20 protein-coding genes and 1 tRNA gene are annotated in these 18,586 nt (G+C 67.6%); 5 read left to right on the top strand and 16 right to left on the bottom strand.

Annotation, left to right across the window (positions count from 1 at the left end; translation table 11 throughout):
* Window positions 1-16 precede the first annotated feature (16 nt).
* On the bottom strand, window positions 17-625 hold the full coding sequence (locus BKH32_RS07485; RefSeq protein WP_075249360.1) for an ANTAR domain-containing response regulator: 609 nt from the start codon (window positions 623-625) through the stop codon (window positions 17-19).
* Between the two features lie 53 nt (window positions 626-678).
* On the opposite strand from BKH32_RS07485, the gene BKH32_RS07490 reads away from it, so the two are divergent.
* Window positions 679-755 (top strand) — tRNA-Leu (locus BKH32_RS07490).
* Between the two features lie 119 nt (window positions 756-874).
* Window positions 875-1,213, top strand: coding sequence for a cytidine deaminase family protein (locus BKH32_RS07495; protein ID WP_178384579.1), 339 nt, complete (start codon window positions 875-877; stop codon window positions 1,211-1,213).
* Window positions 1,214-1,288: 75 nt separating this feature from the next.
* On the opposite strand, the gene pyk is transcribed toward BKH32_RS07495, so the two are convergent.
* From pyk to BKH32_RS07565, 14 genes are all read right to left on the bottom strand, one after another.
* On the bottom strand, window positions 1,289-2,719 hold the full coding sequence (pyk, locus tag BKH32_RS07500) for a pyruvate kinase (protein WP_075249362.1): 1,431 nt from the start codon (window positions 2,717-2,719) through the stop codon (window positions 1,289-1,291).
* A 123-nt stretch (window positions 2,720-2,842) separates the two neighbouring features.
* Complete coding sequence (lgt, locus tag BKH32_RS07505) at window positions 2,843-3,823, bottom strand: prolipoprotein diacylglyceryl transferase (protein ID WP_256691323.1); 981 nt, start codon at window positions 3,821-3,823, stop codon at window positions 2,843-2,845.
* Between the two features lie 45 nt (window positions 3,824-3,868).
* A complete protein-coding gene (locus BKH32_RS07510; RefSeq protein ID WP_075249363.1) occupies window positions 3,869-4,693 on the bottom strand; it encodes an indole-3-glycerol phosphate synthase TrpC in 825 nt (274 codons plus the stop codon).
* Window positions 4,694-4,808: 115 nt separating this feature from the next.
* Window positions 4,809-5,171, bottom strand: coding sequence for a phosphoribosyl-AMP cyclohydrolase (gene hisI, locus BKH32_RS07515; RefSeq protein WP_178384580.1), 363 nt, complete (start codon window positions 5,169-5,171; stop codon window positions 4,809-4,811).
* A gap of 27 nt (window positions 5,172-5,198) precedes the next feature.
* Window positions 5,199-5,588, bottom strand: a complete 390-nt coding sequence (locus BKH32_RS07520) for a DUF2752 domain-containing protein (protein ID WP_075249365.1) — start codon at window positions 5,586-5,588, stop codon at window positions 5,199-5,201.
* Window positions 5,589-5,686: 98 nt separating this feature from the next.
* The gene (locus tag BKH32_RS07525) at window positions 5,687-6,274 is read right to left on the bottom strand and encodes a DUF4190 domain-containing protein (RefSeq protein ID WP_252862839.1); all 588 of its coding nucleotides are present in this window, start codon (window positions 6,272-6,274) and stop codon (window positions 5,687-5,689) included.
* A 192-nt stretch (window positions 6,275-6,466) separates the two neighbouring features.
* Window positions 6,467-6,802, bottom strand: coding sequence for a DUF4190 domain-containing protein (locus BKH32_RS07530; protein ID WP_081376739.1), 336 nt, complete (start codon window positions 6,800-6,802; stop codon window positions 6,467-6,469).
* Between the two features lie 352 nt (window positions 6,803-7,154).
* Window positions 7,155-7,925 (bottom strand): imidazole glycerol phosphate synthase subunit HisF, encoded by a 771-nt coding sequence (gene hisF / locus BKH32_RS07535; protein ID WP_075249367.1) that lies wholly within the window; start codon window positions 7,923-7,925, stop codon window positions 7,155-7,157.
* Window positions 7,922-9,082 carry a hypothetical protein gene (locus BKH32_RS07540; protein ID WP_256691327.1) on the bottom strand — a complete coding sequence of 387 codons (1,161 nt, stop codon included), beginning with the start codon at window positions 9,080-9,082 and terminating at the stop codon, window positions 7,922-7,924. The genes hisF and BKH32_RS07540 overlap by 4 nt, the downstream gene beginning before the upstream one ends.
* 398 nt (window positions 9,083-9,480) lie before the next feature.
* The gene (pafA, locus tag BKH32_RS07545; protein WP_143222765.1) at window positions 9,481-10,920 is read right to left on the bottom strand and encodes a Pup--protein ligase; all 1,440 of its coding nucleotides are present in this window, start codon (window positions 10,918-10,920) and stop codon (window positions 9,481-9,483) included.
* Between the two features lie 2 nt (window positions 10,921-10,922).
* The gene (locus BKH32_RS07550; protein WP_075249370.1) at window positions 10,923-11,138 is read right to left on the bottom strand and encodes a ubiquitin-like protein Pup; all 216 of its coding nucleotides are present in this window, start codon (window positions 11,136-11,138) and stop codon (window positions 10,923-10,925) included.
* A gap of 11 nt (window positions 11,139-11,149) precedes the next feature.
* Complete coding sequence (locus tag BKH32_RS07555; RefSeq protein WP_075249371.1) at window positions 11,150-12,871, bottom strand: proteasome accessory factor PafA2 family protein; 1,722 nt, start codon at window positions 12,869-12,871, stop codon at window positions 11,150-11,152.
* A complete protein-coding gene (arc, locus tag BKH32_RS07560) occupies window positions 12,868-14,562 on the bottom strand; it encodes a proteasome ATPase (protein WP_075249372.1) in 1,695 nt (564 codons plus the stop codon). Before arc ends, BKH32_RS07555 begins: the two co-directional genes overlap by 4 nt.
* A complete protein-coding gene (locus BKH32_RS07565) occupies window positions 14,555-15,646 on the bottom strand; it encodes a tRNA (adenine-N1)-methyltransferase (RefSeq protein WP_075249373.1) in 1,092 nt (363 codons plus the stop codon). Before BKH32_RS07565 ends, arc begins: the two co-directional genes overlap by 8 nt.
* A gap of 90 nt (window positions 15,647-15,736) precedes the next feature.
* Here BKH32_RS07565 and BKH32_RS07570 point away from each other — a divergent pair, with 90 nt between their 5' ends.
* Together BKH32_RS07570 and BKH32_RS07575 are read left to right on the top strand one after the other, a co-directional pair.
* Entirely contained in the window at window positions 15,737-15,970 is a 234-nt protein-coding gene (locus BKH32_RS07570; RefSeq protein ID WP_075249374.1) for a YlcI/YnfO family protein, read from the top strand.
* 3 nt (window positions 15,971-15,973) lie between these two features.
* Window positions 15,974-16,288, top strand: a complete 315-nt coding sequence (locus BKH32_RS07575; RefSeq protein WP_075249375.1) for a type II toxin-antitoxin system PemK/MazF family toxin — start codon at window positions 15,974-15,976, stop codon at window positions 16,286-16,288.
* A 34-nt stretch (window positions 16,289-16,322) separates the two neighbouring features.
* On the opposite strand, the gene BKH32_RS07580 is transcribed toward BKH32_RS07575, so the two are convergent.
* Window positions 16,323-17,444 (bottom strand): CBS domain-containing protein, encoded by a 1,122-nt coding sequence (locus BKH32_RS07580; RefSeq protein WP_075249388.1) that lies wholly within the window; start codon window positions 17,442-17,444, stop codon window positions 16,323-16,325.
* Between the two features lie 273 nt (window positions 17,445-17,717).
* Between BKH32_RS07580 and BKH32_RS07585 the strand changes: the two genes are divergently transcribed.
* Entirely contained in the window at window positions 17,718-18,530 is an 813-nt protein-coding gene (locus BKH32_RS07585) for a RecB family exonuclease (protein ID WP_075249387.1), read from the top strand.
* Window positions 18,531-18,586: the final 56 nt, after the last annotated feature.

Below are 18,586 nucleotides of genomic sequence, written 5' to 3' on the forward strand. Positions count from 1 at the left end.
CTACTGACGCGACCTCTTAGTCCTTCTTGGCCGAACCGACCTGCTCGATGACGGCATCGGCCACCTCGCGCATGGTCAGACGCCGGTTCATGGAGGTCTTCTGCAGCCAGCGGAAGGCCTCCGGCTCGCTCAGCCCCATGCGCTCCATGAGCAGCCCCTTGGCCCGGTCAACGCGCTTACGAGTCTCAAAGCGCTCGGTGAGGTCGGAGATCTCACTCTCAAGGGAGAGGATCTCCTCGTGCCGGGACATGGCGATCTCAAGTGCCGGGACGAGATCCGCCGGAGTGAAGGGCTTGACGACGTAGGCCATGGCGCCGGCGGCGCTGGCTCGTTCCACGAGCTCGGTCTGGGAGAAGGCGGTCAGCATGACGACGGCGCAGTTGTGCTTCTCGAGAATCCTCTCCGCCGCGGTGATGCCGTCGGTCACCGGCATCTTGACGTCGAGAACGCACAGGTCAGGATCATGCTCATCAGCCAGGCGGACGGCTTCCTCCCCGTCTGCGGCCTCAGCGACGATCTCGTAGCCGGCGTCGGTGAGAGTCTCGACGATGTCAAGGCGGATGAGGGTCTCGTCCTCAGCGACGAGCACCCGGCGGGACTTGGTGGTGCTGGACTCATTGCTCACGGCTGTGATCCTAGTATGATCTCGCTGTTAGCGCCCCGCAGAGCCGGCGGCGTGCCTCCGTAGCCCAATTGGCAGAGGCATCCGACTCAAAATCGGAGTGTTGTGGGTTCGAGTCCCACCGGAGGTACCAGCAAGCCCCCACCCAGCCCCGCCTCAGGACAGACCGGGTCAGTCAGATGGAGAACACCTTTGAGCACGACGTGGGTCTCACTGTACGAAGCGGCCAAGGCTGTTCAGCAGCCTCGTCACGTGTCCTCATACATTGAGGCGGGCGGTGTCGCAGCCGCAGTGGAGTCGTTCTCGGGAAGAATCTATACGGGTGTCTGTGTGGATACGGCCTGCACACTGGGAATCTGTGCCGAGCGTAACGCGATCCTCAACATGATCACCAACGGTGAGGATGCGATTCGGCGTGTTCTGACCATCATGCGTGACGGCCGTACCGGGCCGCCTTGTGGAGCATGTCGAGAAATGATGACGCAGCTGATGCCGAGCCGGTTCGGCGTTATCGAGGTGATGATCGACTACGCTGCGGGGAAGACGCTGACTCTTGCCGATCTGACTCCCCAGTGGTGGCTACGGCGATGAGGCTGTGACCGGGAAAAGGGCGAGGGGTCTCCCGGTGAATAGGTGGGAGACCCCTCGACGGATTGGAGCCGGTGCTCAGACCTTGTAGTCACCCGTCTCGCCGACGGTGTGGACGCGGATCGAGTTGGTCGAGCCGGGCGTGCCCGGAGGCATGCCGGCCACGATGACGACGGTGTCCCCGGGCTGGGCCAGGTGCTTGTCCTGAAGGATCTCGTCGACCTGGGCCACCATCTCGTCAGTGTGCTGGACCTCGGGCACCTCGTAGCACTGCACGCCCCAGGAGACGGCGAGCTGGTTGCGCGTCTCGTGCAGCGGGGTGAAGGCCAGCAGCGGAAGCGGAGAGCGCAGACGCGACAGGCGCCGGGCGGTGTCACCTGACTGGGTGAAGGTCACCAGGTAGGTGACATCGAGGTGCTCACCCATCTCAGCGGCGGCGCGGGTCAGGGCACCACCGCGTGTCTGCGGGTAGGAGCCCAGGCCGGGGATGCGCTCCCCTCCGTGCTCCTCGACGTTCTCGATGATGCTCGCCATGGTGCGCACGGCCTCGATGGGGTAGGCGCCCACGGAGGTCTCACCGGAGAGCATGACGGCGTCGGCGCCGTCGAGAATCGCGTTGGCGCAGTCGGAGGCCTCGGCCCGCGTGGGCCGCGGGTTCTGGATCATGGACTCCAGGACCTGGGTGGCCACGATGACCGGCTTGGCCTGGCGGCGGGCCAGCTCGATGGCGCGCTTCTGCACCAGCGGGACGGCCTCCAGGGGCATCTCCACACCGAGGTCTCCACGGGCCACCATGATGCCGTCGAAGGTGGAGACGATGTCGAAGAGGTTCTCCACCGCCTGGGGCTTCTCGATCTTGGCGATGACCGGGATGCGTACGCCGACCTCGTCCATGATCTCGTGGACGTCCTTGATGTCATCGGCGTCGCGTACGAAGGACAGGGCGATGAGGTCGGCACCGATCTTGAGGGCCCAGCGCAGGTCCTCGCGGTCCTTCTCGCTGAGGGCCGGAACCGAGACGGCGACGCCGGGCAGGTTGATGCCCTTGTTGTTGGAGACGTAGCCGGGCACCTCGACCTTGGTGACGACGTCGGTGTCGGTGACGGCCACGACGCGCACCGCGACGTTGCCGTCGTCGATGAGGAGCCGGTCACCAGGGCGGCAGTCGCCGGGAAGCCCCTTGAAGGTGGTGGAGGCGCGCTTGACGGTGCCCAGGACGTCATCGATGGTGATGGTGAACTCGTCACCCTTGTTGAGCATGACCTTCTGGTCATCCACGAAACGCCCCAGTCGGATCTTGGGGCCCTGAAGGTCGACGAGGATGGCGATGGCACGACCGGAAGCGGCTGCGGCCTCACGGATGCGGCCGATGACCTCCTCCTGGTCCTCGGCGCGACCGTGGGAGCGGTTGATTCGCGCCACGTTCATGCCGGCGTCCACGAGCGCTTGCACCTGCTCGGGGGAGTCAGTAGCGGGTCCGAGGGTACATACGATCTTGGCTCTACGCATGGGTCTAGAATACGGGACACCGGGCCCTGTGCACGAGGAGGAATTCCGTCACTTGTCAGGTTGCGACCATCCTCACCCGGTTCTCCCCCACCTGCGTGGCGGGCCCGGTCCCCCACTCAGCCTCTACGCATCCGCCTGTTCCTGGGCGGCCGACGCCGCAGCGGCAGGTTTCACCGGTGAGGCGTCTTCAGGTAAGTCGTCCTCGGCGGGGTCGTCCTCCTCGGCCGCCGAGCGGTCCTTCCTCGCCCCGCGCTCCGGCTTGTCAATGGCATCGCTCAGGGGTCGTCGGGAGGAGAGGGCCAGTCCGATGGCGCCGACGAGGAAGATGACGATCGAGGTCCACACGTTCAGCCGCAGGCCGAGGACCGTCTCGGCCTCGTCGATGCGCAGCATCTCGATCCACACCCGGCCGGCGGTGTAGACCATGAGGTAGACCCACAGCAGTCTCCCGCCCGTGACACCGCTGCGGGCGAGCATCCTTCTGCCGATCCATACCAGCAGGACCGCCCCGGCCAGGTTCCACAGGGCCTCATAGAGGAAGGTCGGATGAAACAGGGTCCCCGGCGGGTAGGTGGAACCCGCTGGCAGGTGGGCGTCGTCGATCCGCAGTCCCCAGGGCAGCGTTGTCGGGGAGCCGTAGAGCTCCTGGTTGAACCAGTTGCCCAGTCGGCCGATCGCCTGAGCGACCAGCAGCGTCGGGGCGACGGCGTCGGCCAGTGGAGCCACACGCAGGCCGCGATGACGCAGAAGGAGCACCCCGGCCAGGACCCCGCCGGCGATGCCTCCCCAGATTCCCAGGCCCCCCTGCCATGTCTGCGGGATACGGGCGAGGTCGCCGTTGGGGCCGAAGTAGTCGTCGGGCGAGGAGATCACGTGGTAGAGACGGGCACCCACGATCCCAGCCGGCACGGCCACGATGGCGACGTCGAGGACCAGCTCCGGTCGGCCTCCCCGGGCCCGGTAGCGTCGGTCCGACCACCACACGGCCACGAAGACCCCGGTGAGAATGCACAGCGCGTAGGCCCTCACCGGGATGGGGCCGAGGTACCACACGGCCGAGGACGGGCTCGGTATGCCTGCGGGCAGCGCGGCCGCGAACGGCATCATTGGCATCGTTGGCATCACGGCGGAAAGGGTGGCGACAGGCACTCAGAGAACCTCTCGATGGGCGGATGGGATCAGAGCCGGATGGGCGCCGGCGGCGACCAGCTCGGCGACGAACTGCTGGGGGTCGGTGGAGCGGATGATGGCCTCGCCGACGAGGACGACATCGGCGCCGCAGCGCGCGAAGGTCATGACGTCGTGCGGGCCTCTGACTCCTCCGGCCGCGATCCGCACGACCTGCGTCGGCAGAACGTCCGTTACCTGGTCGAACAGGCCGCAGTCGACGGCCAGGGTGTCGGGATCGCGGGTGTCGATGGCCACGATGCAGGCGCCCGCATCGACCGCGGTCAGCGCCTCACGGCGGGTACGGACCTCGACGACGGCCCCCATCCCCAGGGAGTGGACCCTCTCGATGAGCCCTTCGAGCACCAGGGTCTCGAGGCGGGCGTCGAGCATGACCAGGTCGGCGCCGTGAGCCCGGACCTCGTGCACCTGGTAGGGAGTGACCACCAGGTCGTTGGCGAGGACGGGAAGATCCACCGAGGCCCTGACGGCGTCCAGATCCTTGAGGGAGCCTCGTGTGGCGCTCGGACCGGTGACCACTGAGACGCAGGCGGCGCCACCGGCGGCGTAGAAGCAGGCCAGCATCCCCGGATCCCCGACTCCGCTGAGGTCCGCGAACGTGGCCGTGGAGCGCTTGACCTCAGCGATCACCGTGACCGCACGGTCATCGGTGCGCAGGCTGGACAGGGCGCTGATGGCTCCGGGAACCAGGCGGGAGGCCTCTCGCAGGCGGGCCAGGGGAACCAGCGAAGCGCGACGGTCGGCGGCCGCCTTGGCCTCGGCCACCATCGCCTCGAACGAGGTCATCACACACCTCCCCGATGTCACCTGCCGGCGCTCCGGCAGAGCGCCTGTCTGTATCCATCGTGACGGCCCAAGGCCGTCTGTTGCAAATCGCCAAACCGCACTGACCGAGGAGTGGTCAGCTGGGACGCCCTCCCACGTGCGCGCCCAGATCGCCGCCGGCGAGGAAGCAGCTGCGCTCGCCGGTGTGGCAGGCGGCTCCGACCTGATCGACCTCGATCAGGAGGGCGTCGCCGTCGCAGTCCAGATGCACGGACTTGACGTACTGCGCATGTCCGGACGTATCCCCCTTGCGCCAGTACTCGCGCCGCGACCGCGACCAGAAGGTCACTCGTCCCTCCGTCAGGGTACGCCGGAGGGCCTCATCATCCATCCACCCCACCATGAGGACCTCACGTGAGTCGTGCTGCTGAACGACGGCGCAGACCAGGCCGTCGGCGTTGCGCTTCAGACGCGCGGAGATCTGAGAATCGAGAGCCACAACCGCATTATGCACGCCAGGTGGCGCTCAGCCCGGCGGACCGAGTAGCGGGCCGAGGTAGACCCACATGCCGGGCAGGTTGCGCACCACCGCGAACACAGCCAGCGCCACCCCGAGAAGAATGCCCTCCCCACCGGTGACGAGCGGCTGTCGTCGGCCCCGAGCAGTTGCGAGCAGCCAGCGCACCACCAGAAGAACGACCGCCGCCTCCAGCACGAGCGCAAAGGGGTTGTAACCCATGGCGGCCCACAGGTCGCCGTGCATGAGCTCCCGAGTCGCCCTGGTGCCTCCGCACAGAGGGCACCACAGCCCTGTGGTGCGGTGGAGCGGGCAGAGGTCGGGAAGCCCCGGAGAGCTGCGAGGCAGAGTCAGAGCACGCAACACGATGAGACCACCCGGCAAGGCGGGCAGAACCATCAGAAGGCCCAGTCCGATCCGCTTTCCAGATCCCGGGTGCGCACCGGAGCGGTCGAGGCTTGTTGAGGCATTCGCACAGCATCCCTCAGACCTGCAGTTCATTGAAGCATCACCACCATGAACAGCAGGAGGAAACCAGCACTGATGATAGAGCCTATGGTTCCCGTCACCACCCCCGCTATCGACATTCCTTTGTTGGATGCACGCCCCTCATCGGCAGCGTGCATCCCCTTGATTCCCACGATGATCGCCGGTATTCCCAGGACTGCCCCCAAATACAAGCAGTTCACAAAGATACTCGCAATACCGAGCCCGAGCGCCCATCCGCCGAGGTCGTTGGCCTCGTGTCGACGCGGATCGTAGAACGCCCCCCAATATGCACCCGGACCATATGGCGGATAAGGGCCATAATAAGGTGGCGGATAGGGGTACTGCTGACTGTAGGGATTCCCGTAGGCCTGGCTGTACGGTTGCTGGCCGGCTTGCGGATAAGGGGGCACCTGGCCTGCTGGAGCCACTGGGAAGGGGGTCGACGGATCGCCGGGATAATCAGTGCTGTAGTACCCGTCCGGGGCTGACGACGTGCCTGAACCGGGCTGGGAGCCAGCATCCGAGTCAGTAGGGTAAGGGGCACCAGCGGCTCCTTGACGATAGGGATCTGCCTGGTAAGGATTCAAGTCACTCATCATACCTCCCCGAAGGCGAAGCCCGGCACCCATCCCACACGAGCACACATATCACACTCCGAGACCGACAGCGCACCTCGATGAGAAGAGCGCCCCATCAGTCTCGGTATTCAATTCCCCACAGTCCTCACTCCGCCGCGTAGGCATCTGACGATACCTCTGCGCAGCGGAGCGAAGACGGGAGACGAGGACCTAGGACTGGAATCCGCTCATGAGTTGCGCCGTCACTCCAGTGAAGTAGAGCACGATAGCCAGCACGGTACCAACCAGCGACAGCACAATGCCTGCAATGGACATGCCCTTATTGGTGGCGCGTCCCTCGTTCGCCGCCTGAATACCCAGATACCCCACAATGATAGCGGGGATACCGGTGACGAGACCACAGCAGAAGAAACTGACAAGCCCAAGGCTGAGGGACCAGATCCCAAGCGAGTTCTTCTCATCAGGGCGAGGACCGAATCCACCGGGGACATATCCTCCGGGCTGCTGATTGTACTGACCGTTGGGGTAGGGACCCATGTTGCTCATAGCATCTCTCCGTGTAGATAGGGTTCGGCGATGTTGACACTGACAGTATGTTGCTGGAGTATAACAGGCCTCACGCAGCACGCAAAGCCAGCCACTTCGCGGCGCCACCCCGGCGCCACCCCGGCGCAGCGCCGGCGCCCGCCCTAAACCCCGCCACCTCTCACCTGACTCCCATCCTAGCAAATAGATAAATCAGAGTGACGCAGAATCCGTGTCCCAACAGTGAATCAGCAGCAGAGAATACTCGCTGTCATAGAACAGCGGCTCACACACTCTCCTAGGACGTGACTACGCGGGCGTCAGGACGGGGCGGTACACCGGCGCCACAACCGCAGCCAGTCTCTCATACTTGTTAACGCACCGGGTGGTCTGCGTCTCGCAGAGCATTCTTGGCCTCAGCGATGGTCATCACTCCGTAGTGGAACACTGAGGCTGCCAGAACGGCGTCGGCACCGTGGTTGGCCGCGGTGACGAAGTCCTGCGGGCAACCGGCACCGCCGGAGGCGATGAGCGGTACTCGGACCCGTTGACGAACGGCGTCGATCATCTCGGTGTCGAATCCTTTGGTGACCCCGTCGGCGTCCATGGAGTTCAGGAGGATCTCACCGGCACCGAGCTCGGCCCCTCGAACCGCCCAGGCAACGGCGTCGATACCGGTGGAGGTTCGCCCTCCGTGAGTCGTCACCTCGAAGCCGGAGGCCGTCGAGACGCCGGAAGGGCACCGACGCGCATCCACCGACAGGACGACCACCTGGTTGCCGAAACGCTGTGCCACCTCTGTCAGCAGCTCGGGACGGTTGATGGCCGCGGTGTTGATGCCGACCTTGTCCGCCCCCGCCCGCAGCAGCTGATCCACGTCGTCGACCGAGCGCACTCCCCCACCAACAGTCAGTGGAACGAACACCTGCTCGGCAGTACGGCGGACCACGTCCAACATGGTGGAACGTCCCTCGTGCGAGGCTGAGACATCCAGGAAGGTGATCTCATCGGCACCCTGAGCGCCGTAGCGGGAGGCCAGCTCCACGGGATCTCCGGCGTCCTTGAGTCCCTGGAAGTTGACGCCTTTGACGACACGCCCGTCCTTGACGTCCAGGCAGGGAATGATGCGAATGGCAACGCTCATGACTGGTCCTTGGATGTCGGGCCGGTGGAGGAGTGAGGGGTGGCGCTCGACTCGCTGCCCGCACGTCCTGCGGACGCTGCGGGAGCCTGAGCAGGATCTTTGGCGAGGACGTCGATCACCACGACGACTGGTTCCTTCCCCTGTGCCTGCTCGGCGGGCAGTGAGAGGACCACTCGAGAGCCGACCGTGATATCAACCAGGTTCTGAGAGACTCCCACCAGGGCGTTGCTCATGTCGAGCTGCTTGGGTGGCTCCTGGTGGCCGAAGGTCGATTTCTCCAGGGGCTGCCCCGTGGCCCAGCTGACCATCGTGGTACGAGCGATAAGACGGTCCTGGGAACCGATCTGAGGACCGGTGCCCTTGATGAGGATCTCGGTGGACACTCGAGTTGGCGCAGGAAGCCCGGTGCTGCTGACGGTGATGGAGCCGTCCGGTCCCTCAGTCACGGAGGGGGTACCTGCAGCCGGCTGCCTCGCCTCCCCCGTTGCCGTGGTGGGCAGGAGATCGACGACGGTGATCTTCGCCGTCCGGGAGCCGTCCTCCTCCTCGGCCGGTTCGCGAAGAACGACGCGGGTGCCTTCACGCTGGCCGGAGACCGCCGCGTTGATGTAGTCCCCCACATCAGGACCGAGCAGACCCTGCCAGAGCTTGTACCCCTCTTCGTTACCCGTCGTGTTGCGCCCGTTGAGACCGGAGAACTGCGAGACCTGCAGGATCACTGGGGTCCCCTCGGAGACCGCACGCCCCTGCCCGGTCTGGACGATGTCGGTCAGCACCGAGCTGGGAGCTGACAAAGAGGCGTCCTCACTCAGCTCGATGGAGGGCGCCACCCCCGATCCGACCCGTCCGCTGACCTTCAGCAGCTGGCTGAGGGGGGCGTTGCCGTCCAGCACGGTCGACTGGGCCGCGGTGCTGGTACCAGCGCCGTTCCTTCCGGAGACGAGCTTGTTGACGGCCAGCGGCACCAGGATCATGGCAAGGACGACGACACCGATCAGGCCGACCGCCAGAGGACCTCGGGGCATGCGCCCCAGCGGGCCGCCCAGGGGAGGCCGCCGCTGCGTCGGTTCTGTTTCCTGTGCCCCGGTGATCGCCTCGTCCTGCGGATGCTTGGGCTCATCAGCAGGAGCGTCTCGATCAGCTCGCGCAGTCGGCATGGACGAGCCGTGACGATCATGGCTGCTGGCCTGCGGCACCGTGGCTGTCTGCACGCCGGTCACGGGTCGCCCACGATGGGAGGCATCCCACGTAGGGACGGAGGGTCGGCCCGGAGCCTGCTGCTCAGGCAGAGGCTGCGGCTCAGTGCGAGGCGTCGGTGTGCCGGCTGCGGGTCGGGCACTGGGGGACGGAGTACCGGCGGGGCCTGTCTGCACAGCAGGTTGGGACAGTGCCGGGAGGTCCTGGGTCAGCGCCTCCTGCTGGGCCTGCTGAGCACGTTCGAGCGCACGGCGCTGACGCCGCGTCAGCGGCATGCCCGCTTCGGGATCCGGGGAGGAGGTAGTACTCATGTTGCGTCTTCCGTCAGTCGCCTTACCGGTGCCGTGAACCTCACCGTTCACACCCCGATGGGAAGATCGGTGGCCGAACGCTCCATGCTCTCCAGGAGTGCATCGATGCGCTCGTCCACGGCACAGAAGGGATCACTCAGGGTAACAGGTGAGCCGACGCCGTCGTCGAGTCGAACTCCTACCCAGTCGACGCTCACATCGCGGCGCAGGTCCTCGGCCTTGGCGACGACCGCGCCACGCAGGCGTGCACGCGTTGTCGCGGGCGGGGTGTCCACCGCCCGGCGGCAGGTCTCATCATCGACGAATCGGCGCAGGAGCCCGGTGCTCTCCAACCGTTGTCGCAGGCCCTGACCGGGCGAGACATCGTGGTAGGCGAGGGCCAAGCGGGTCACCCGGGGATCGGTCAGATCGGTGTCGTGCCGCTGGCAGTATCGGGTCAGCAGCCGGTGCTTGACCGCCCAGTCCAGTTCCGTGTCCACTGACTCGGGCTGCTGCATGCGGAGGGCCTCGAGCCCTCGTTCCCACAGCTCCAGCGCGGCGGTGTGGAGAGCAGTGACCTCGATGTCCTGTGCGATGTGGTCGCGTAGACGTCCGAGGTGCTCGGTCTGCATCTCCAACGGTGTGATGGTCCGCCCGTCGACTCGTTCCAGGAGCACCCCTCCAGTCATGTCATGGCAGGTGTCTCGAATGGCCCTCATCGGATCGGCCAGGGCCAGGTCACCGAGGTCTTCCCCGTGCTCCAGGTAGTCCAGGAGCAGGTCCATGGCCGCCACCTTGAGCAGGGTGGATCCCTGAGCGATGTTGGAGTCCCCGACGATGACATGCATGCGCCGGTAGCGCTCGGCATCGGCATGTGGTTCGTCCCGGGTGTTGATCAGCGGCCTGGCCCGGGTCGTGGCTGAGGAGACGGCGTCCCACATCTGGTCGGCCCGCTGGGAGAAGACGTAGCCGCTGAGAGCGTCGTCGGCGGGACGAGTCTCCCCGCCTGCCGCGATATGGCCTGCGCCAACGAGGATCTGTCGGGTCACCAGGTGGGGTACGAGAGTGCGGGCGTCGTTCCAGAAGTCTCCACGACGGCGCACGAGATAGTTCTCGTGGCACCCGAAGCCGTTGCCCTCGGCATCGCGGTTGTTCTTCAGCAGGTGGATCCGCCCGGGAACACCTGAGGCTGCCAGGCGGGCATTGGCCTGCTCGGCGAGATCGGCCATGACGAGCTCACCGGCGCGGTCCTGAGCGAGCACGTCCTCGAGGCGGTCGCACTCGGCCGTGGCGAACTCGGGGTGGGAGCCCACGTCCAGGTAGAGGCGAGCACCCCCGCGAGTGAAGACGTTCGAGGAGCGCGAGCGCTGGACCACGGGATCGAAGAGCTCACGGGCAGCGTGGTCGGCGTCCATGGGAGGGGGCCCGTCGGTGGTCGGGGCGCAGGTGATGCCGTACTCGGTCTCCACCCCGATGATGCGCCGTGCCAAGGGCCGTGAGCCGCTCATGCTCACTGGCCGCCCTTCTGGACGAAGCCCTGGACGAAGGCTGCGGCGTTGGTCTCAATGACCGAGTCGATCTCGTCGAGGATGCTGTCAACGTCGCTGGTCTGCCCGGCCGACGACGATGTACTGGCGCTGATCGCCTGGTCAGTGTCCGCTGCAGTGGTCTCGACGCCGGCGCGACGGACCTGCCCATGGGACTGATTGGCGTGCTGCGGCGTCATGTGCTGCTCCTTCACTCGTCCTGCCCAGCCGCGCACCGCTGGTGAGCGTGCTGTAAGGCCCAGTGTCTCTCAGGTTCCGCCCGGCGACCAATTTCCTCCAGGACGGTCGCCGTCTCATCGGAGCCGACGACCACGTCGTCGGGCAGGCGCAGACGCGCCAGCTCGGGGGCGCCCGGCACGTCGAGGAGGAGGCAGGTCCAGGATGCCCCCACGATCTGCGGGTGACGGCGGATGGCGGTTCCCCGGATGGCGGCACGTGTGCCCTCGGGGGGTGTGTCGGCCGCGCGCTGGGTCTCCGCCTCGGAGACCAGCCGGTGGATCCTGCCGGCGGCGTCGAGCCTGTCGACGACGGACCGCCCCGGGCGCAGATCGGCCCACTGGATGTCGAGAGCCGCCAGACGGGGATCGTCCCAGCCGGTTCCCGACCTGCGGCGCAGTCCCTCACAGAGCTCGTACTTGGCGACCCACTCCACCATCTGGGCGGCCGGGCCGGATCCGTCGTGGCGCCACTTCTCCAGGGCGTCGAGGACCTGCCTCCACAGAGCCAGGGCGTGATGGGCCTGAGCGTCCTCCACACGGGTGACGGCCGGGCTGATGATGTCGAGGAAGGCACGTTGAATCGCCAGGGCGGTCATGGACCCGGACTGGGTGCGCAGCTCGTAGGAGAGGGTGGGGTCGTGAGAGAGTGCCCAGTGCTCCTCGACGGGGTCGCCGGTGATGGTCAGGCGCCTGAGGCGGGTCAGAGCCTCCTTGAACCGGTCGGAGCCCTCGGTGTACGCCTGCTCCAGGAACCACAGAAGCAGGTCGGTGGTGGCGACCTTGAGGTAGATGGGAACGTCGAAGCGGTTGGCGTCGCCGTTGATGACGTGGAGGCGGCGCCAACGGACACTGTCGGCGTGCGGCTCGTCGCGGGTGTTGATGATGGGGCGGTTGAAGGTGGTCTGCAGGCCGATCTCGGACTCGACGTAGTCGGCGCGCTGGCTGATCTGGAATCCGGGGTGCTCGCTGCGCTGCCCGATGCCGACCCGGCCGGCACCTGCGAGGACGGGCCTGGTGACGAGGAAGGGGGTGAGGACCGCGGTCAGCTCCTCGAAGGGCACGTCGCGCCGCACGAGGTAGTTCTCGTGGGATCCGTAGGCCGCGCCCTTGCCGTCCACATTGTTCTTGTACAGGACGATCTGCGCCGGCGCATCGGCGCTGCCTTTATCCAGGGCCGTCATGGCGCGCCGGGCGACCACCTCACCGGCGCGGTCCCAGACCAGGGCATCGCGGGGGGTGAGGACCTCGGGTGAGGAGTACTCGGGGTGGGCGTGATCCACGTAGAAGCGGGCGCCGTTGACCAGGACCGCCGTCGTGGCCCGGGGCAGGGCCGCCTCGGCGGCACTGGGGCGGGCGCGCGACCCCCAGGGTGCAGGCGGAAGGTCGCCCCCCTCCCCCATGGCGGCCGATGGCGCGTCGCCCGACGGCGCCGGTTGAGCGGGGTCGTCAGTGAGCTGGCTGGGGTGTGCGGCGGAGCGCCGGAGCCTGCCGCCACGCAGATCGGCCAGGGGATCCTCGCCCTCGTAGTCCCACCCCACCGTGGGCACGCCGGCGCCGACGCAGTAGGCCTCCACCACCCCGGTGGACAGGACCACGGGGTTGGCGTAGGCGTCGCCCAGGCGCAGGACCCCGAACTCGGTCTCCAGGCCGACGGGTCGCGTCACCGGACCGGGCTGAAAGCCGACGTCGTTCATGTGCTCTCCTTGCCGAGTCTGCGCACGCTGAGGATCTGCGAGGCGCGGGCGCCGATGAGCCGAGCCCACCCATCGGGGGTGGTGGCGCCGGTGATCTCCTCGTTCTGCCGCGCCTCGGTCTCGACGGCCGAGCGGAGCCTGGCTGCGCTCAGCCCGCCCTCTCCCCCGGCGAGCTCATCCTTGATGGAGGCGGTCTTGGCGCGCGAGACGATGGCGGCCAGCATGGCGCCACTGGTCAGGTCGGCCAGGTGAAGGACACGGGTGGAGGTGCCGCCGGCCGTGTGGGCCTCGGTGATCTCCAGAACCGCGGTGGCCTCGTCGCGGACGTAGAGGGCCTCGATGACGACGCGGCGCAAGGAGGCGGCGGTGGTCTCGCGGTCTCCCCCGTGGGCCGCGAGCTCGGCCGGGGCCAGGGGCAGGTCGGCGGTGAGGTGCCGGGTGAGGATCTCCTCGGCAGCGGTTGCATCGGGCCGGTTGATGCGGATCTTCACGTCCAGGCGCCCGGGGCGCAGGATGGCGGGGTCGATCATGTCCTCACGGTTGGAGGCCCCGATGATGACGACGTTGCGCAGGGACTCCACGCCGTCGATCTCCGCCAGGACCTGGGGCACGATCATGGTCTCGACGTCGGAGGACACGCCGGTGCCGCGGGTGCGGAAGAGGGCCTCCATCTCATCGAAGAAGATGACCACCGGCCGGTCCTCGGCAGCGGCCTTGCGGGCCTGGTCGAAGATGGCGCGGATCTGCCGCTCGGTCTCACCGACGAACTTGCTCAGCAGCTCGGGGCCCTTGATGTTGAGGAACGCGGGCGAGCGCCCCTTGGGACCGCAGGAGCTGGGCGAGCCGGCCAGTGAGGTGGCCACGGCCTTGGCGATGAGGGTCTTGCCGCAGCCGGGCGGGCCGTAGAGCAGCAGCCCCTTGGGGGCGCGCAGGCCGTAGGCGTGGAACAGCTCGGGGTGGGTGAAGGGCAGCTCGAGGGCATCGCGGATCTGCTCGATCTGCGGCCCCAGGCCCCCGATGTCCGACCAGGAGACGTCGGGTGTCTCGGCAACGACCAGCTGCTCGACGCTGGTGCGCTCGATGCGGGCCGTGGCGATATCGGCGCGCAGGTCGGCGGCCAGGGTGTCGCCGGGCCTGAGCCCTTCACCGGTCCCGGCGCTGCGGCCAAGAGCCGAGGACAGGTTGAGGATCCGGGTGACTCCTGCGCCGGTGGTCACCAGGACGCGGGCGTCATCAAGGCTCTCCTCGAGAGTGACGGCCTCGCCGGTGCACGGTTCGGGGAGGGTGGCGACGACGAGCATCTGGTCGTTGACGGCCACGAGCCGCCCGACCTGCAGCTCGGCGTCATCGACGCCGGGGTGGACGTGCAGGAGCATCTGGCGGCCGGACAGGCTCACGGCGACCTCGCGGGCCCGGGGGGCGTCTGCTGCGGCGCCTGCGGTCTCCATCGTGCGAGGAAGGCCGATGAGCAGTCCCAGGGTGACCGGGGGGTGGGTGACGGCATCGAGCTGCTGGCCGAGCTCGGCGATGCGCTCGCGGGCGGTGCCCAGAGCGGCCACCAGGCGCTCGTTCTTGGCCGCCAGGCTGACGGCCCGGGCGCGGGCCTCACGCAGCTGGTGGCTGGTGAAGTCCTTGGCGGGCATCCCCAGTGGCTGGGCCGCGCCGGCGCCGACCGCAGACGTCTCAGACATCCTCAGCGCCGTCCTGGCCGTCGTCCGCGCTCCCGCTGCGAACGGGTGTGGCGTCGGTGGGCTGCTTGGCCCGGCAGTCACGCAGAACGCGGCGGACCTTCTTGTCGGTGCTGGTGCGCTCCTTGACGTCGTCGGGAAGCCAGTAGCCGCCCTCGTCATAGGCGCCGCGGGAGGGCGGGCGCTTGCGGGTCAGGGGGCGGGAGCCCGCGGCCAGGCGACGGGCGGTCAGGAGGAAGCCGGTGTGCGCCACCATGCGGTGGTCGGGGCGCACGGCGAGCCCATCGACGTTCCAGGTGCGCACCATGGACTCCCAGGACTCGGGCTCGGTGAACAGGCCGATGTGACGCAGGGCCTCCACGGTGCGGGAGAGCTGGGTGACGGTGGCCACGTAGGCCAGGAAGAGTCCGCCCGGCGCCAGGGCTATAGAGGCAGCCTCGACGTTCTCCCAGGGGGCGAGCATGTCCAGGACCACCCGGTCGATGCTGCCGGGTTCCACCCGGGCGGCGACGACGTCGGCGAAGTCCCCGGTGCGCAGCTCCCAGGCGGGGTGGTGGCGGCCGAACCAGGCGTCGACGTTGGAGGCGGCGATCCGGGCGAAGTCCTCGCGGCGCTCGATGGACAACAGGTGGCCGCCCTCCCCGATGACGGAGAGCAGGTTCATGGTCAGTGCACCGGAGCCGACGCCGGCCTCCAGGACGCGGGCGCCGGGGAAGATGTCCCCCATGGCGATGACTTGTCCGGAGTCCTTGGGGTAGACCACCTGGGCGCCGCGGGGCATGGACAGGACGTAGTCGGCCAGGAGCGGGCGCAGCAGGAGCAGCTCGTGACCGGTGTCGGTCTCGATGACGCTGCCCTCGTCCATGCCGACGACGTCTCGATGGCGGAAGGAGCCGCGCACGGACTGGAAGTAGCCGTGGGGGTCGAGCAGGAAGGTGTTCTTGCGGCCCTTGGTGTCGGTGACCTGGATGCGTTCGCCGTAGCGGAAGGGGCCACGGCGGCCGGCCTGCCCCAGGATCGCCTGGGGGGCCGGGCGCTGGGAGGACTCCGTGGGTGAGTTCACCATGTGCTCAGTCTGCTCGCTCATCAGTGCGAGTGTAGGTCCTCAACGTGTCAGCGCGACGCTCACCTCGAATCATGCATCCCACTATGGGATGCATCTCGGTATCATGGAAGCATGTCTGTTCAGATCGCCGTCCGACTCCCCGACGACATGGTCACCTTTCTCGACGACGCAGTTTCCCAGGGACGCACTCCAAGCCGTGCCGCGCTCGTGGCTCAAGCGCTTGAACGAGAGATGCGCCGACAGGCTGCTCTCAATGACGTGAGGATCCTGGAGCAGCGCGGCACTTCCAATGATCTTGACGAGCTGGTCACGTGGTCGGTCCATTCCTTCTCGCTGGACGAGTAAGACGTGAGAGAGATCTGTTTGGCTCACCTGGACAAGACCCGCCCCGTCCTTGTCCTGACTCGGGATACTGCCCGCGCAAGCATGACCAAGGTGACGGTTGCCCCCATCACCTCAACAGCCAAGGGACTGTCAAGTGAGGTGCAGGTGGGGACCATCAACGGCTTGGATCACCCCAGTGCGATCTCGCTCGACAACGTCGTCACCATCCCCTCGCAGTTCCTGGGCCGCAACATTGGTTTTCTCACTGAGAAGCAGGAGCATGAGTTGGCTCGTGCTGTCGTCCTGGCCTACGACCTGGAGCTTCCACTCCTAAATTGAAGGGGCAGCTGATCGCTGTGGCCCCCGCGACTGCTCAGCGCGCGCCGGTGGGGACTGCGCCGGTCAGGCTCCCCGCCTCCACGAGCACGAGCCAGCGGGAGACCTCCCGGGCCCGTTTCATGGCGTCGGCGGCCGCCTGCCCGGTCAGCTCGGTGGTCACCGCCGCTGCCGGCAGTACCGTGCAGACCTGTCTCACGGTCACCCCGACCACAGGTGCCGAGCCCTCTGCGTCCATCAGCCCGAGTTCCTTGAGGGAGGCCTCATCAACCGTGCCCACCAGCTCGGGCCCGTCAGTGACGAGGACGAGTGCGGCTCCCTGCGCCAGCGCTTCACGTGCCTGGGACACGGGCGTGTCGGGACCGACGACGCGCACGGGCCTGGCCAGCTCGCGCAGGTCCAGCTTCGAGGCGGCCCGGGTACCTCCCCCGAGCTCGAGCACCTGCCAGCTGGAGGCCACGATCGACCATCCCACCATGATGACCAGGACGAGGTTGAAGACGTCTGGCTGGCGGCCGTACAGCACGAGTGGGCGCAGGATCCACCACCACACGACGCCGCCGACCACAGCCAGCCCGCCCCAGGCGGCCACCTTGAGGCCGAGCCTGCGGTTGCCGGTCACCTGGACCACGAGTGCCGCCAGGGCATAGCCGCCGTCGAGAGGAAGACCCGGCAGGGCGTTGAAGACGGCCAGGGCCAGGTTGACCAGGGCCACGGCCCATATGGTGAAGACGACGGGAACCGATAGTGAGACCGAGTTCTGCGCCAGGGTTCCGATGCCCCAGATGAGCAGGTTGGTGGCCGGCCCCGACAGGGAGGTGACCAGGTCCTTCCAGGCGTTCCAGTCACGCGCCGACCCGAAGGAGGTGCGCCCTCCCCACAGGTAGAGCTCGTAGCGGGCGGGGCGCCTGCCCATGAGGGTACCCGCCAGCCCGTGGGCCAGCTCGTGCAGCAGGACCGAGGCCGCAACGCCCAGGACCGTGGCAACCACCACCAGCAGCACCGTTGTGGTCCCGAAGACGCCCAGGGCGGAGGAGACCAGCGGGTACCAGCTGCCGGCGATGAGCAGGCCGAGTAGGAGAGAGGTCGGCGAGATGACGACGGGGGCACCGCCGATGCGGGCGATCACCCACTCGCCGGTCGATGTGGAGGCAGGCATGGGCGCGAGCCTAACGCCGTCGGGTGCGGGGCGCCGCATCCGCTCGGCGGCCACAGCCGCGGATGTCTGCACCCGCGAGCGCGGTCTGTGGAGGAACGCTCGTCTCCTCCGGCCAGATCCGACGCCGTGTCACCTCCTCGCGGTAGCGTCGTGCCCATGTCTCCTGCGCCGAACACCGTCCCTCGCTCATCGCCCCAGGCCGGCATCAGGCCCACCGGTCCGGGCGCCGGTGGTGGCCCCGGAGGAGGTTCGGGCGGTGGACGCCGCGCTGCCCTGTCCCCCTCCCGGGCCAAGGACTACATGCAGTGCCCGCTCATGTTCCGTCTGCGCACGGTCGACCGCCTCCCCGAGCCCGGTTCGCTGGCCACGCACAAGGGCACGGTGGTCCACGGCGTGCTGGAACGTCTCTACGATCTTCCGGCCTCAGATCGTCTCCCGGAGGCGGCCCTCGAGCTCCTGCCCGGCCAGTGGGCCTCCCACCGGGAGAAGAACCCGGAGGTCATGGACCTGTTCGAGGACGCCGGCCACGTGGAGACCTGGCTGGAGGAGGCCCGCGGACTCATTCGCACCTACTTCACCCTGGAGAACCCCCAGCGCCTGGAGCCGGCCGAGCGCGAGCTCTTCGTCCAGACCGAGACCGGTGACGGTCTGCTCCTGCGGGGCTTCGTGGACCGTCTGGACGTGGCACCCGACGGCGCCATGCGAGTGGTCGACTACAAGACCGGGCGCAGCCCCGGCACACGTTTCATGGAGGAGGCGCTGTTCCAGATGCGTTTCTACGCGCTGGTCCTGTGGCGCCTGCGCGGCCGGGCGCCGGCCCGCCTCCAGCTGGTCTACCTCAAGGACGGACGGGTCCTGACTCACGACCCTCGCCTGGCCGAGCTGGAACGGACCGAGACGCGCCTGGCGCACCTGTGGGACGAGGTCGAGGACTGCGCTCGCAGCGGCTCCTTCCGCCCTCGCCGCTCTCGGCTGTGCGACTGGTGCGCCTTCCAGGCCCAGTGCCCGCTTTTCGGCGGCGCCACCCCGCAGGTGCCCGAGGACGGGATCGCCCGCCTCCTAAGTGCCCGCCGCACTGCTGCCTGATCTCGACCACCGTCGAGGAATTGCCACGGCCAGAAGCCGTCGGTTACAGCCCATGG

Origin of the sequence: Actinomyces oris (assembly GCF_001929375.1) — a bacterium.
GTDB lineage: Bacteria > Actinomycetota > Actinomycetes > Actinomycetales > Actinomycetaceae > Actinomyces > Actinomyces oris_B.